Annotated in this window: 14 protein-coding genes; 5 read left to right on the top strand and 9 right to left on the bottom strand. The window is 71.9% G+C overall.

The window, feature by feature from the left end; all coding sequences use genetic code 11:
* Positions 1-80: 80 nt before the first annotated feature.
* The 4 genes from IEX84_RS10765 to IEX84_RS10780 form a co-directional block, all read right to left on the bottom strand.
* Positions 81-1,412 carry a glycerate kinase type-2 family protein gene (locus IEX84_RS10765; protein WP_188872585.1) on the bottom strand — a complete coding sequence of 444 codons (1,332 nt, stop codon included), beginning with the start codon at positions 1,410-1,412 and terminating at the stop codon, positions 81-83.
* Complete coding sequence (locus IEX84_RS10770) at positions 1,412-2,233, bottom strand: SDR family oxidoreductase (protein WP_188872586.1); 822 nt, start codon at positions 2,231-2,233, stop codon at positions 1,412-1,414. Before IEX84_RS10770 ends, IEX84_RS10765 begins: the two co-directional genes overlap by 1 nt.
* 227 nt (positions 2,234-2,460) lie before the next feature.
* Positions 2,461-3,255, bottom strand: coding sequence for an endonuclease V (locus IEX84_RS10775; RefSeq protein WP_188872587.1), 795 nt, complete (start codon positions 3,253-3,255; stop codon positions 2,461-2,463).
* Positions 3,256-4,143, bottom strand: a complete 888-nt coding sequence (locus IEX84_RS10780; protein WP_188872588.1) for a rhomboid family intramembrane serine protease — start codon at positions 4,141-4,143, stop codon at positions 3,256-3,258.
* 299 nt (positions 4,144-4,442) lie between these two features.
* On the opposite strand from IEX84_RS10780, the gene IEX84_RS10785 reads away from it, so the two are divergent.
* From IEX84_RS10785 to IEX84_RS10795, 3 genes are read left to right on the top strand one after another with little or no spacing between them, the layout of a single operon-like run.
* Complete coding sequence (locus IEX84_RS10785; RefSeq protein WP_188872589.1) at positions 4,443-4,928, top strand: DUF5788 family protein; 486 nt, start codon at positions 4,443-4,445, stop codon at positions 4,926-4,928.
* Positions 4,925-6,733 (top strand): helix-hairpin-helix domain-containing protein, encoded by a 1,809-nt coding sequence (locus IEX84_RS10790; RefSeq protein WP_188872590.1) that lies wholly within the window; start codon positions 4,925-4,927, stop codon positions 6,731-6,733. Before IEX84_RS10785 ends, IEX84_RS10790 begins: the two co-directional genes overlap by 4 nt.
* Complete coding sequence (locus IEX84_RS10795) at positions 6,733-7,185, top strand: Mut7-C RNAse domain-containing protein (RefSeq protein ID WP_188872591.1); 453 nt, start codon at positions 6,733-6,735, stop codon at positions 7,183-7,185. Before IEX84_RS10790 ends, IEX84_RS10795 begins: the two co-directional genes overlap by 1 nt.
* Position 7,186: 1 nt before the next feature.
* Here IEX84_RS10795 and IEX84_RS10800 read toward each other — a convergent pair whose 3' ends face one another.
* Positions 7,187-8,089: a DUF7139 domain-containing protein gene (locus tag IEX84_RS10800; RefSeq protein ID WP_188872592.1), complete on the bottom strand. Its 903-nt coding sequence runs from the start codon at positions 8,087-8,089 to the stop codon at positions 7,187-7,189.
* A gap of 101 nt (positions 8,090-8,190) precedes the next feature.
* Between IEX84_RS10800 and IEX84_RS10805 the strand changes: the two genes are divergently transcribed.
* The gene (locus IEX84_RS10805; RefSeq protein WP_229732365.1) at positions 8,191-8,553 is read left to right on the top strand and encodes a DUF5789 family protein; all 363 of its coding nucleotides are present in this window, start codon (positions 8,191-8,193) and stop codon (positions 8,551-8,553) included.
* Positions 8,554-8,623: 70 nt separating this feature from the next.
* Here the strand turns inward: IEX84_RS10805 and IEX84_RS10810 are convergent, their stop codons facing one another.
* The 3 genes from IEX84_RS10810 to nreA form a co-directional block, all read right to left on the bottom strand.
* Complete coding sequence (locus IEX84_RS10810) at positions 8,624-9,400, bottom strand: CPBP family intramembrane glutamic endopeptidase (RefSeq protein WP_188872593.1); 777 nt, start codon at positions 9,398-9,400, stop codon at positions 8,624-8,626.
* 67 nt (positions 9,401-9,467) lie between these two features.
* The gene (locus tag IEX84_RS10815) at positions 9,468-9,860 is read right to left on the bottom strand and encodes a hypothetical protein (RefSeq protein WP_188872594.1); all 393 of its coding nucleotides are present in this window, start codon (positions 9,858-9,860) and stop codon (positions 9,468-9,470) included.
* An 81-nt stretch (positions 9,861-9,941) separates the two neighbouring features.
* The gene (gene nreA / locus IEX84_RS10820) at positions 9,942-11,213 is read right to left on the bottom strand and encodes a DNA repair protein NreA (RefSeq protein WP_188872595.1); all 1,272 of its coding nucleotides are present in this window, start codon (positions 11,211-11,213) and stop codon (positions 9,942-9,944) included.
* Positions 11,214-11,421: 208 nt separating this feature from the next.
* On the opposite strand from nreA, the gene IEX84_RS10825 reads away from it, so the two are divergent.
* Positions 11,422-11,565 carry a PhlB family protein gene (locus IEX84_RS10825; protein WP_188872596.1) on the top strand — a complete coding sequence of 48 codons (144 nt, stop codon included), beginning with the start codon at positions 11,422-11,424 and terminating at the stop codon, positions 11,563-11,565.
* Between the two features lie 281 nt (positions 11,566-11,846).
* Here IEX84_RS10825 and IEX84_RS10830 read toward each other — a convergent pair whose 3' ends face one another.
* On the bottom strand, positions 11,847-14,375 hold the full coding sequence (locus IEX84_RS10830) for a DNA topoisomerase I (RefSeq protein ID WP_188872597.1): 2,529 nt from the start codon (positions 14,373-14,375) through the stop codon (positions 11,847-11,849).
* Positions 14,376-14,558: the final 183 nt, after the last annotated feature.

Here is a 14,558-nt window from a genome sequence, read left to right on the forward strand (position 1 = left end):
GTCGTCTATAACATCAAGCGGGCTGTGAAACAGTGAATTCCACCGCCGTATGGCGATTCAACACAGCCCCTGAAACCGGCCTACCCGACGACGAGCACGCGGAGGTCGTTCACGTTCGTCCCCGTCGCGCCCGTCGTGACGAGCGCGTCCGCGTCGTCGAGCGCGGGGAGCGCGTCGTTCGCGCGGAGGGCGCGTCTCGCCGCCCGCCGATCCGTGATCGTCTCGCCGTCCACGACCGCGCCGGCGGCGTCCGTCGCGCCGTCGATCCCGTCCGTGTCGAGCGCGCAGAGCGCCGCCTCCCCGTCGAGTTCGAGCGCCGCCGAGAGCGCGAACTCCAGGTTCGGCCCGCCCTCGCCGCTGCCGCGCACCGTCACCGTGCACTCGCCGCCGGAGACGACGACGCAGGGCGGCTCCGCGGGATCGCCCGTCGACAGCGCCTCCTCCGCGACCGCGACGTGGGTCTTCGCGGCCTCGCGGGCCTCCCCCCGGACGCGCGTGGAGAGCACGAGCGGCTCGTAGCCGGCCTCGCGGGCCCGCTCGGCCGCCGCATCGACCGCCGTCCGGTTCGTCGCCAGGACGTGCGTCGAGACGCCCGCGAAGGCGGGGTCGCCCGCGCCCGGCGTCTCCTCGCGTTCGCCGGCCGCGCCGCCTTCGAGGTGCGTGCGGACCGCCTCCGGCACCGACACGTCGTAGTCGTCGAGGACGGCGAGCGCGTCCGCGTACGTCGAGGGGTCGGGCACCGTCGGACCGCTCCCGATGACGGAGAGGTCGTCGCCGACGACGTCGCTGAAGACGAGCGTGGCGACGCGCGCCGACGCGAGGCGCGCCGCGAGGCGGCCGCCCTTCAGCGCCGAGCAATGCTTGCGAACGGCGTTCACCTCGTGTATCGTCGCCCCGCTGTCGAGCAGGGCGTCCGTCGTCTCGCGGAGGTCGCTGAGCGTGATGCCCGCCGCGGGCGCGGGGAGGAGCGCGCTCGCCCCGCCCGTCACCACCGCGAGCACGAGCGTGTCCGGGCCGACCGCGTCCGCGGCGTCGAGCAGGTCGCGCGTCGACGCGACGCCGCGTTCGCTCGGCACCGGGTGGTCGCCCGGCAACACGTCGACGCGCGCCGTCTCCGCCGGGTCGTCCGTGACGACGACGCCGCCCGACAGCGTCTCGCCGAGGACGTCCTCCAGCGCCGCCGCGACCTGCGAGGCCGCGTTGCCGCCGCCGAGCACCACGACCTCCTCGTAGTCGCCGAGGGCAATCGTCTCGTCGCCGACCCGGAGGTGCTCGCGCCCCGCGTCCAGCGCGACCCGCTCGCGAACCACCGTCGCCGGGTGCGCGGCGTCGACCCCCGCCAACGCGCACTCGCGCGCGAGTTCGCGACGCGCCTCGCTGTCGACGTCGGTATCGGCGTCGCTCCCGGCCATCAGGCGAGGTCGTAGAGGGTGTTCACGACGCGGTCGCGCAGCCCGTCCGGGAGGTAGCGCGCGAGGCTCATCGCCTTCGCCGCCGGCCCGACCGGGTAGCGCGCCGCCGGCTGCGTCGTGCTCGCCGCCTCGACGATAACCGCCGCGACGTCCGCCGGCGCGCTCGCCGCGAGTCCGCCCGAGACGGTGTCGAAGCCCGCCAGGAAGCGATAGACGCGGTCGTACGCGCCCGACGCGCCGACGGGTTCGAGCTCCTCGCTCGCGCGCTCGCCGAACGCGGTGTCGACCGGTCCCGGCTCGACCAGCGCGACGTCGACCCCGTGGGGTTCGACCTCGCCGCGCAGCGCGTCGCTCAAGCCCTCCAGCGCGAACTTCGAGGCGGCGTAGACGCCCTGACCCGGCGTCGAGACGCGCCCGACGACGCTGGAGACGTTGACAATCGTCCCCTCCTCGCGCTCGCGCATGTGCGGGAGGACCGCGCGAACGAGCCGATGCGGGCCGTAGACGTTCACGTCGAACTGCTTGTGCATCCGGCGCGTCGGGACGTCCTCGACCGCGCCCAGCTGGCCGTAGCCCGCGTTGTTCACGAGGCAGTCGAGTCGGCCCTCCGCCGCGACGACCTCCTCGACGACCTCCTGGCACTGCGCCGGTTTCGTCACGTCCAGCTCGGCGGTGCACGCGCCCGCCTCGCGCAGGGCCGCGAGGTCGCTCTCGTCGCGCGCCGTCGCCCACACCGTCCACTCCTCCGCGAGGAACGCCTCGGCCGTCGCCCGCCCGATACCGGACGAACAGCCCGTGATGAGTACGGTCTCGTCGGTCATACCCGACCGGTCGCGCGCCGGGCAGTTAAGCGTGGGCGAAGCGACTTCGCGCGGTACTCGGCTCCCCGCAGAGTCTCGTTTCGCTCACGGGTCGCGTCGCTCCCCGTTCGCGTGTTCGTGGGCCCTCACTACCGTTCCCCCACGCACCGCTCGGCCCCACGCTACTCACGCCTCACTCGGCTCGGCGTTCGCGTATTCGTGGGCCCCACCCACCGTTCGGCCCCACGCTATCTCGTCACGTCTCCGACCGCCCCGTCCGCGAGGCGCGTCGGCTCGGGGAGCTTGTACCCCGCGCAGGTCGCCGCGACGAGGGCCGTCGCCGTCCCCGTCGCCACGCGATGGCCCGGGCTGACGACGAGCGGATTGACGTGACGGCGCGTCGGGTTCTCGTACTGACGCGACTGGTAGAAGTGGCCGATCGTCGTCCCGTTCGCGCACGTCTCGACCTCGTCGTCCGCCTCGACGGCGACGCGCTCGCCGGCGTCGAGGTAGCGCTCCTCGACGTCCGAGACTGGCGTCCCGCAGAGGAGGTTCTTCGCCACGCCGACCGTCGGGACGTCGAAGAGCACGCCGACGTGCGTGGCGATGCCCGCCTCGCGGTAGTGGATGCGCCCGCTCCCGTCCAGCACGAGCAGGTCCGGCGCGACCGAGAGCGAGCGGAGCGCGTCCACGATTGCGCCGCCCTCGCGGAACGCGAGCAACCCCGGGATGTACGGGATTTCGAGGGGCGCACGCCCGACGGCGCGCTCGACCACGCGCTCGCCACGGAGCGCCACCGCGACCGAGACCGCCTCGTCCTCCCGGAAGGCCTGGTCGACGCCGACGACGACCGGCCCGTCGCCGCCGAGGGCCGTTTGCGCGGGGTCGGTGTCCGCGATGGGGTCGTCCAGCCGCAGGGATTCGGGGGCGAGGCCGTGGTCGTCCGCGAAGACCGCGTCAGCCGCGATGTCGCGCTGCATCGCCGCCATCGCGTCGGCGTCGAGCGCGGGGTCCGGGAGGTAGTCGGTCCGCGCGAGCTCCATCTAGATGCGCCCCCGGCCGGGCCCGCCCGGACCGCCACCGCCGCCGAGCGTGAGTTCTTCCGGTGCGCGCTCGCCCTGCGACTTGAGGTACGCGCCGTAGAGGAGGCCGACGGCGAGGCCCGCGAGGTGCGCGACCTGCGCGACGCCGCCGCTCCCGATGCCGCCCACCGACGTCACGAACAGCGAGTAGGCGGCGAAACCGAGTGTGAACAGCCAGAGCGGCACGGGGAGGATGAAGTAGATGTACACCCGCAGGCTCGGATTGAGCACGGTGAGCACGCCCATCACGGCCATGATGGCGCCGCTCGCGCCGAGGACGGCCGTGTACTGCCCGAGGAACGCCGCCGTGACGACCTGCGCGATGCCCGCGAGCGCGCCCGCGCCGAGGAACAGCGCGGCGAAGCGCCCCGACCCCACGCGGCGCTCCACCGTCGGCCCGAAGAAGTAGAGCACGAGGCCGTTGAAGAAGAGGTGGGCGAACCCGCCGTGCGCGAAGATGGACGTGAACCACGGGTAGACCCAGAGGAGGTTCGTCGTGTTCAGCGTGAAGAGGTTCTGCGCGGAGACCGGGAGCCCGAGCGTCGAGACGACCCCCTGGAGCCCGACCGTGACCACCATCAGCCCGAGGAAGAGGAACGCGACGTTCCCGCGGAGGTAGCCGAGCGGCCCGCCCGTCGCCCCCACGGACTCGACGGCGCGCCCGACGCGCGACTTCTCCTCGCGGCCCGTCTCCTCCGGCCCGAAGACGCCCGCCGGATCGTTCCACTCGTCGAGGCCCGGACACTCGTGGTTCTCCGGGAGCCGGTGGTCCTCGCAGTACGTGCCACCGCAGAACCGACAGCGATAGGGCATCCCCACCTGCTTCCCGCAGCGGTCACACGTCGCCATTATGGGTGAGTCGGGACGGCTCCCGGTTAGTGACTTCGGTCGCGCGCCGTCGCTCGCGGGTCGTCCCCGTTCCCCGCTCGCTACTCCGTGACACCTTCGGTGTCACGCTCCGCTCGCGCCTCACTGCGTTCAGCGCTCACGTTTCCGTGGGCCCTCGCTGTCGCTCGGCCCCACGCTCTGCTCGCGTGTCGCTCCCACAGGTCGCTCCCGCTCCCCGTTCGCGTGTTCGTGGGCCCTCGCTGTCGCTCGGCCCCACGCTTCCCCCAGCCTACAAGGCCACACCCGCCGTCCACGGACGCATGAAGGAGTACGAGCGCAAGGGGCTCTTGGAGCGCATCGGGCGCGAGTCCGCGACCGTCGGCGCGACGATCCCCGACGAGATCGCCCTCGACGGCGAGCCGTTCCCCCTCCGCGAGTTCGTCTTCGAGACGAGCGGGCTCGACCGGATTCCCCCCGAGCGCCGGGAGGAGGTCGAGGACGCCAAACGCACTCTCCGGCGCGCCCGCCGCGAGCGCGTCGAGCGCCTTGAGGCGGCCGAACTCGACTACGCCGAGGGCGAGACGCTCGCCGACGAGATAATCGGCATCGACCGCGCGCTCAACGCCCTCGAATCGCTCGGCTCCGGGACGGACATCGAGCGCGAGATGGAGACGAAGGAGGCCGCCGACACGAAGCGCTGGCACACCTTCCTGAAGAAGGCCCTCGGGCACGACGACGGGAGTTCGCGGGGGCGCGGCCGCGGGAGCGACGTCGGCGGTGCCGGACACGGCGGGGGGCGGCGATGAGCCGGAACGCCGAGGTCGCCGCCGTCCTGGAGGAGTACGCGGACCTCCTGGAGGCGATGGACGACGACTACCGCCCGAACGTCTATCGGCGCGCGGCGGACAACGTCCGGGACTACCCCGAGGCCGTCGAGGACCTCGTCGCGGAGGGACCTGATGCGGTCGCGGACATCGACGGCGTCGGCGAGGGAATCGCCGACCACGTCGTCGACTACGTCGAGACCGGCTCCTTCGAGGAGTTGGAGGAAGCGCGCGACGACCTCCCCGTCGAGATGGACGCGCTGACGCGCGTGGAGGGCGTCGGCCCGAAGACCGTCAAGAAGCTCTACGACGCGCTCGGCGTCCGGACGCTCGACGACCTCGAAGCCGCGGCGGAGAACGGCGACATCCGCGAGGTCCCGGGTTTCGGCGCGAAGACCGAGGAGAACATCCGCGAGGGCGTCGCGTTCGCCCGGGAGGCCGGCGAGCGCGCCCTCCTCGGGGAGACCCGCCCCCTCGCGGACGACGTCGTCGCCCACCTCGAAGCCCACGACGCCGTCGAGCGCGCGGCGGTCGCGGGCTCGATCCGCCGGTGGCGCGAGACGAACGGCGACGTGGACGTCCTCGCGGCGAGCGACGCCGGCGAGCGCGTCGGCGCCCACCTCGCCGACTGGGAGCGCGTCGGCGACGTCGTCGAGACGGGCGAGACGAAGACCTCGGTGCGCGTCGATGGTCTCCGGGTCGACCTCCGCGTCGTCGTCGACGCCGAGTTCGGCGCGGCGCTCCAGTACTTCACCGGGTCGAAGGCCCACAACGTCACGCTGCGCAACCACGCCATCGCGCAGGGCAAGAAGGTCAACGAGTACGGCGTCTTCGACATCCGCAGGGACGCGCCTGCGGGCCAGTCGGACGCGGACGCGTCCGACGATGTCGCCGACGTCGACGACCCCGACGACGGGCAGCGCGTCGGCGACCTGCTCGCCGCCGAGACCGAGGACGCCGTCTACGACGCGCTCGGCCTGCCGTGGATTCCGCCCGAACTCCGCGAGGACCGCGGCGAAATCGACGCCGCGCGCGAGGGGGCGCTCCCCGACCTCCTCGCCGAGGACGACCTCCGGGGCGACCTCCACGTCCACACGGACTGGTCGGACGGCGGGCACTCCATCCGCGAGATGGTCGAGGCCGCGGCCGACTTCGGCCACGACTACGTCTGCATCACCGACCACGCCGAGGGCCCCGGCGTCTTCGGCGACTCCGGGTTGAGCGACGCCGACCTCCGCGAGCAGGCCGACGCAATCGCCGACCTCAGCGACGACGTCGACGCCGACGTCGAGGTCCTCCACGGCGTCGAGGCGAACGTCGATGCCGACGGCGACGTGGGCGCGGTGAGCGACGACGTCCTCGCCGACCTCGACCTCGTGATCGCCTCGCCGCACTCGGCGCTCGGGGACGACGGCGGTGATCAAACTGACCGCCTCGTCGCGGCCGTCGAGCACCCGCACGTCGACGTGCTGGGCCACCCCTCGGGTCGCCTCATCAACGAGCGCCCCGCGATGGCGTTCGACGCCGCCGAGCTCGTCGCCGCGGCCGCGGACGCCGGGACGGCCCTGGAGGTGAACGCGAACTACCACCGTCTCGACCTCCCGGGGAGCGCGGTCCGCGCCGCCGTCGACGCCGGCGCGCCCATCGCCATCGACACCGACGCGCACTCGCCCGCGGAGTACGCCCAGCGCACCTACGGCGTCCACACCGCCCGCCGCGGGTGGGCCGAGGCCGGCGACGTCCTGAACGCCCGCGACGCCGACGGGCTTCGGGCGTTCCTCGACTGATGGCTGGACCCGACGATACGCCGCTGTTGCTCGACGTCATGCTCGGGAAGCTCGCGCGCGTCCTGCGGATGTGCGGCTACGACGCCGCCTACGCCCTCGACCGGGGCGTCGAGGACGACGACCGGCTCCGCGAGATCGCGGCCCGCGAGGACCGCACGCTCCTCACGCGCGACGCGGAGCTCGCGCGGCGCACGCCCGGGAGCGTCCGCCTGCGGACGCGGCGCGTCGACGACCAGCTCGCCGAGCTCGCCGAGTCGGGCTTCGACCTCTCGCTCCCCGACGAGCCGGATCGGTGCGCCACGTGCAACGGCCGGCTCGTGGACGCGGAGCCGCCACACCCCGAGCACGTCCCGGACGACGCCGCGCGCGTCTGGCGCTGTGCGGACTGCGGCCAGCGCTACTGGAAGGGGAGTCACTGGGACGACGTCGAGACGCGGCTGGCGGGGCTCTGAGCTACTCGCGCGTCCACGCCTCGCAGGCGTCCATGTCGTCCATGAGTTCGTCGTGGTGGCCGCAGTAGGGTTTGATGTCGTCGTCGTCGGTGCGGACGTAGTCGAAGTGCGTACAGCTGCCGCAGTAACGGTCGGGTCCGACGTCGGCGTCCGCGCTCGCCCCCGCTCCGCCCGACTCCCGGCTCGGTTCGCCCGCGTTCCCGCGCTCGCCAGTGACCTCGCGGACGTCGGGCGTCGTCGCGCCCCCATCGGAGGTCGGCTGGGGGCCGTGGTCCTGACTCCCGCGTTCGACGCCGCCGAAGACGCCGACGCCGCCGAAGGAGCCGGTGTCGTCGCCCGCGACGGCGGCGCGCGCGTCGTCGAGGTCCTCGCGGGGCACCTCGACGGTCTTCGTCTGGCCGTCCTCGGTGACGGTGAGGGTGACGGTGCCGCCGGGGGCGTTCCGGGTCTTGAACGTGGCGACGGCGGTGAACAGACACCAGAAGATGACGATGAGACCGAAGACGTAGACGAGCGCGCCCGCGAGCGCCGTCGTCGAGGGGACGGAGCCCCCGCCCGCGTACCACCGCATCGGGTAGGCGTAGCGGAGGACGAGCGTGCCGGCGACGGCGACGAGCGCGCCGCCCGCGGCCGCGACGCGGTAGAACCGGCTCGCCGGCAGGACGGTGAAGACGCCGACGAAGATGGCGGGAACGCCGAGACAGCCGAGCGTCAGGCCGAGTTCGCGCGCGGCGAACTTCGCGGCCGTCGAGGGCGTCGGCCCCATCACGAGGTGGGTCGCGCCGGCGAGGATGCCGGCGACGACGAGCAGCGCGCCCGCCCCGAAGAGCGCGGTCCCGGCGTAGACGCGACGCTGGCTCGCGCCGTTGGCGTCGCGCTGGTACGCGTCCGCGAGGCTGGTCATACCCTCACATACGGCCCCGGGCGTAAAAACGGTACGTCAGACGCCGACCCGCGGGCGCGCGCACCGAAAGCCCTAATCGGCGGCCCACCGACACCTCGCGTATGGCAGACGACGACGAGGAGGCGGCGGAGCCCGCGGTCGAACTCGGTCCGGGCGCTCCCGTCGAGGGCGCGCCGCTCGCGCGCGTCGCCTCGCGCTTCACGTGGGGGATTCAGCGCAGCGAGATCGTCCGCCGCGACGGCGAGACGACCATCCGGACGCCGAAGGGCCCTCGCCGCCTCGCGGACATCCTCGCACACGCCGACGTCCCGTACTTCGAGTCGCGCCGCGAGTTCGTCGAGACGGTCCGCGAACAGGTCGGCGACGGCCCCGTCCCCGCGGGCGAGGTGGCCGCGGCCGAGGACGAGGGCGACGCTGACGGGAACGAAGCGACGGGCGACGAGGCGGACGAGACGGACGCGTAGACGGACGCCGCGGTCGAGCGAGACGCGAGCGGTGTACGAACGGTGTGCGAGTGAGTTCGAGGTCCCTTTCTCAGCCGAGCAGACCCGTCGCCTGCTGGAGTTCGTCGCCGTACGCGATGGAGACGTAGAGCAGGCCGAACTGCGTCGCGTTGTACGCGCCGTGGACGAGCGCGGGGACGGTGAGGTTCCCCGTGTACTCGTAGAGAGCGCCGAGGACGAGCGAGATGACGAAGAGCGCGCCGATGGTGACGACGCGGCCGGCGAGCGCGCCCGAGAGCGACGTGAAGTGGACGCTGGCGAAGATGAGGCTGGCGAGCACGACCGCGGGGACGCGCCCGAATCGCTCCCGGAGCGTTCCCTGGACGACGCCCCGGAAGAGCAGTTCCTCGCCGGGGCCGACGAGGAGGAAGGAGAGCGGGACGAGCACCAACAGGACCTCTGGGTGTTCGAGGCCGTAGTTCGCCACCTCGTTGCTCGCCGTCGGCGCGTTCGTCGACTGGAGGACGGCGCTGATGACGACGAGCGCGCCGAGCGCGCCGAGCCACCCCGCGACGGCGAGGCCGACCTCGCGGATCGACGGGACGCGGAAGGTGATGAAGCGACTCGGGTCGTCGCGGTACCTCGCGTAGGCGTACGCGACCGTGCCGAACGCGACGCCCTGCAGGAGGACGACGCTGAGGACGATGGAGAGCGAGGGCGTGAGCGCGAACCCCGCGGTCTGGACCGCGACGGCCGCGACGAGCGTGAGCGCGAACCCGAAGGCGAGCCCCCCGAGGCCGACGCCGGCCGCCAGCGCGACCGTCTTCGCCTGTGCCCCGCGGTCGGGGGCCGTGGACGGACGTGACATTACCGTGGGGTTGGCGCGCGGCCCACAAAGGTACTCCTCTCTGTGCCCGGCGCGGGCCGGCGTGGCGTCAACGCTCGTCGTCCCGCGACGCCGCGTCGTCGGCGCCGGTATCGTCGCCGGAGCTCTCCCCTCCCGGGTCGCCGTCTACGGCTTCGTCGGCGTCGCCCTCGCCGACGCGCTCGCGCTCGCCGGCTCCGTCTCCACCGGCGTCGTTCCCGGTTTCGCCGTCCTCACCGGCGCGCCCGCGGAGGGTGTCGACCTCGCGTTCGAGCTCCGCGAGCCGCTCGTCGCGCCGCGCGGAGCGCGCGAGAAGGTAGCCACCGCCGCCGAGCAGGAGGAGCGTCGGGATGCCGAAGACCGCGGCGGCGATGAGGAGGATCACGAGCAGTTCCAGCCCGCCCGGCAGCCCGCCGAGGAAGGCGGGCGCGGGCGACGGGGCGAGCGCGTGGAGGGCGGTCATACCCGTGTCTCTCGTGGCGTCCGTTGTAAGTCTTCTACGCCCGCCCCCCGCTCGGTCGCTCGCCCCCGTGGCCTGACGGCGTTACGCCCAGTCGCTCAGCCCGGTCTGGAGGCCGGCGACCATCGTCGACTTCCGGCGGAGGTCGCCGAGCGAGACGGGGAGGTGCTCGGCGAGGTCGCGCACCGCGCCGTGGAGCGTCTCGGCGTCCGCGGCCTCGCGCTCGAAGGCGTGCCGGACGCTCTCTCTCACCTGCCAGACGCCGACGGGGGCCCAGTAGTCGTCGCTCACCTCCCGGAGGACGAGCGCCTTCGCCTGTCGGCCCCGCTCGGCGAGGTGTTCGAGGACGCCGAGGCGCGCGGCGTAGTACGCGCCCGCGGTCTCCTCGACGTAGCCCGAGCGCCCCTCGTACCCCTCGCTCGCCGCGGCCATCCAGACGTCCCCGCCGGGGTCCGGGTTCCAGACGCTCCCCGGGGACTTCATCTCGACCAGTTCGAACTCCCAGTGTCCGGGCGCGAGGACGACCCAGTAGCGATTGCCCATGTACTCGTTCAGTCGCACCTCCACGCCGTCGACGCTCGGCGCGTCGCGAATTTGCCCGCGGAGGTATTGGCCCACCGTGTCGTCGACGGCCGTGATCGACCAGCGCGTCGGGACGAGCCGTCGGTTCTCGCCCTGCCCGAGCGCGCCGACGGAGAGCACGCGGTTGACGTCGTAGACGTCGAGGCCGTGCTCGTAGAGGTAGACCATCGCACCCTGCGCGCGCCAGTCGTCGTCCTCCAGGGTCTTCTCGACCGCGCGGGGAACGTGGGGATTCTCGGTCAGGTCGGCGGAGTCGACCGACGCGTTCGGGCCGCTCGGCGCGTTCGCGGTCGGCTGGGCGTACTGGTCGGGGTCGAAGTCGGGCGTCGAGGCGAGGCCGATCTCGACGTCCACGGGCCGGTCCGCGATGGCGACCTCGCGTTGGGTGCCGACGAAGCCGTCCCAGACGTCCTCGACGTTCACGTCCGCCGACCGACGGGAGTTGAGCAGGCCCGTTCGGTACTGGAGGACGTTGTCGATGCCGAGGCCGCGCTCGTACCACGCGCCGCTCGTCGCGTAGTCGTCGGGGTCGGCCTCCGACTCCTCGGCGACGGGCGAGAGGATGCCCGCGGAGACGTTCGGGTAGGACGACCGGCCGACGAAGACCGAGGGGGCGGTCGCCCCGTAGAGCGAGTCGCCCTGTTTGACGGCCTCGAAGGAGGCGCGTGCGTCGTCGAGGTAGTCCGTGATGGCGTAGGACTTCTCCGCCGCGAGTTTCCGCCGCTCGTACTCCTCGTCGGGCTTCAGCCCCTCGACGTAGTCATCAAGCCGCATCGGGACGAGGTTGGGCCGCGGCGGGCTTAAGCCCACGGCCCAACCGCGAATAGATGAGCACCGAAACGTCCGGAGATACGCGAGAGAAAAAACGAATCGTACACTCTCTGAGCGAATATGCTGTGGTACATCGTACATAGACGAATATAGATGGACGCACAGCCGATAGTTATTAGTGGGTGTGGCACACAGTACGGCGTGAAGGACGATGGCTACGATCACACACCTCGCGACGCAACTCCTGTCCGACCCAACGGATCACGACTTCGAATGTCGGCTCTGCGGGCAGGCGTACGAGGCGCCGCGAGAGAACTGTCCGGCGTGCGGGAGCCTCGACATCGAGGCACGCTGACGCCACCCATGGAGTCGAACGAGACACACACCGACCGCACCACACCCCGACCGATGTCGTATCGACCGCCGAACCCCGCGTATCGACGGCTCGCCCGCGAGGCACCCGAACGTCATCCCGCGACGGAGGTGAGCCGTCACTGAGCGACGTCGACGGTTCGACGACCACCGACGCGACACCCGTCGTGCAGTCGGTGACCTGTGCCGGGCGCGCCGGCGCGCCTTACCCTGCTTCCTCCGGTTCCGTGCTGCGACCCCCGCACGGGGGTCGCGTGCTCAGTCTCAGTCCGCTTTCGCCTGCCAGTCCTCGACTCGCTCGGCGCTGACGCCCTCGACGTCCTCGGCGACGCCTTCCGCGTCCGCGTCCACGAGGTCGTCGAGGTTCTCGATGCCCGCCGCGGCGAGTTTCTCCTTCGTCTTCGGGCCGATTCCCTCGATTCCGTCGAGGCCCTGGCGCGCCCGGTACTCCTCGTAGTTGCAGATCGGACAGCCGAGCTCCCACGGCTCGTCGCTCCCCTCGTCGTGGACGACGAGCTCGGGGAGGTCGTGCTCCTCGCAGTAGGTGTCCGTAACCTCGATGTCGCCCCGACGCGGGAGCGGCAGGGAGTACTCGCAGTCCGGATAGCGCGTACAGCCGACGAGGCGCGACCCCGACTGGAGCTTGCGGATGGCGAGTTCGCCGCCGTGCGCTCCGGCGGCGTCACCGCCTTCGCCTCGCTCTCCCTCCGGCGCGGCGTTCTCCCCGCACTCCGGACACGGCCCGATAATCCGGTCCTCGGTCTCCGCCGCTTCCTCGGCCGCACAGAGGGGACAGCCGTGGACGAACGTGTTCCGCCCCGCGAGCATCTTCACCTCGTTGAGCCCGTGCTCCTCGCACTCGGCGTCGAGCACGACCGGCTCGCCCGTCGAGGGGAGCGGGAGGGTGAAGCGACAGTCGGGGTAGCCGTCGCAGCCGACGAAGTACGACCCCTGCCGGCTCCGGCGCACGAGCAGGTCCGACCCGCACTTCGGGCACGGGCCGAGGCGCTTGTCGGCCTTCAGGGATTCGCGGAGGTGTTCGCCGATCTCCTCGCGCGACTCGTCGAGCGCCTCGAAGACGCGACCCAGAATCTCGCGGGACTCCTCGGTCACCGAATCGAGGTTCTTCTCGCCCTCCGCGATGGCCGTCATGTCGGCCTCGAGCTCGGCCGTCATCTCCTCGGAGACGACGAGGTCCGCGTACTCCTCCGCGGCCTCCACGACCGCCATCGCCAGCCGCGTGGGTCGGGGCGGGTCGTTCTCGATGTACCCCCGGTCGTAGAGCTTCTCGATGACGTTGTGGCGGGTGCTCTTGGTGCCGATGCCCATCGACTCCATCGTCTCGATGAGCCGCGACTGGCCGTAGCGCCGAGGCGGCTGGGTCTGTTTGGCCTCCATGCGGGCGTCCGCGATGGCGAGCTCCTCGCCCTCCGCGACGTCCGGCACGTGGTTCTCGTCGGTCCCGAAGTAGGGGTAGACCGCGTGGTACCCCTCCTCGACGAGCCGGCGGCCGTTCGCCTTCAGCTGCTCTCCCTCTGCGTCCGCGACGACGCGCAGGTGTTCCCACTCGGCGGGCTCCGCGAGCGTCGCGAAGAAGCGCCGCACGACGAGCTCGTACACCTCCCACTCGTCCTCCGAGAGGTCGCCCTTCGAGGGTAAATCGGCCGTCGGGTGGATTGGCGGGTGGTCCGTCGTCTCCTCGTCGCCGCGCGTCGCCTCCAGTTCGTCGAGTTCCTCCAGTCGCTCGACCGACGCGGCGAAGTCGCGCTGGGCGGAGAGGGCGTCCAAAAGGTCGGCTGGATCGAGGTCGTCGGGGTAGACCGTGTTGTCCGTCCGCGGGTAGGTGATGTACCCCGCGGTGTAGAGGTCCTCCGCGATGCTCATCGCGCGGCCCGCGGCGTAGCCGAGCGAGCTCGCGGCGCGAATGAACTGCGTGGTGTTGAACGGCGCGGGCGGGTCGTCCGTGCGGGTGCGCCGCCGGACGGACTCGACGACCGCCGTCGCGGCCTCGCGCAGGACATCGAAGGCCGCCGTCGCGTCGTCCTCGTTCCAGACGCGCTCGGCCTCGTTGTCGTCCTCGTCGCGGTAGAAGTACTGGGCCTCGAAGGTCGATCCCTCCTTCTCCAGGTCGGCGAAGAGCTCCCAGTAGTCCTCGGGGTCGAACGCCTCGATCTCGCGCTCCTTGTCGACGATGAGCTTCAGCGTCGGGGACTGGACCCTCCCGACGGAGATGAAGTCGTCGCCGACCTGTCGGGCGGAGAGCGAGAGGAAGCGCGTGAGCGCCGCCCCCCAGATCAGGTCGATAATCTGGCGGGCCTCGCCCGCCGCCGCGAGGTCGAAGTCGAGGTCGTCCGGGTCCGCGAACGCCGACTTCACCTCGTTCTCCGTGATGGAGGAGAAACGCACGCGGGAGACGGGGACGTCCGCGTTCGCCTCGCGCACGAGTTCGTAGGCCTCCTTGCCGATGAGCTCGCCCTCGCGGTCGTAGTCGGTGGCGATGATGACCGAGTCGGCCTCGCCCGCGAGGCGCTTGAGGACGTTCACGATGGACTCCTGCGTCGGCGTCTTCGTCACCGGGGCGTCCGTGAGCTCCGCCGGCTCGACGTCGCGCCAGTCGCTGTACTCCGGGGGGAAGTCGACGCCGACGACGTGTCCGGAGAGGCCGATGCATCGGCGGCCTCCCCACTGATAGACGTCGACGCCCCCGCTGCGCTCTGTGGACGTGCCGCCCTCGCTCAGGATGTCGGCGATGCGACGGGCGGCGTTGTCCTTCTCTGTGATGATGAGTTCCACGGTGGGTGTCCCGCCGTCGCGGCGGGTCGATACTGCCCGATATGCCGGACGGGCTTCTAAACCTTTCGGGGCCCGAAACGCTCGTTTTCGCGCGCCTGAGGGCGTGTACGCGCTACCGCGTGCGAGTCCACGCGCGACGGCGCGCGGCCGGTCGCGTCCGGCCGTGAGCGCGCCCGCGAGGAG

The organism is Halarchaeum rubridurum, from assembly GCF_014647115.1.
Taxonomy (GTDB): Archaea; Halobacteriota; Halobacteria; order Halobacteriales; family Halobacteriaceae; genus Halarchaeum; species Halarchaeum rubridurum.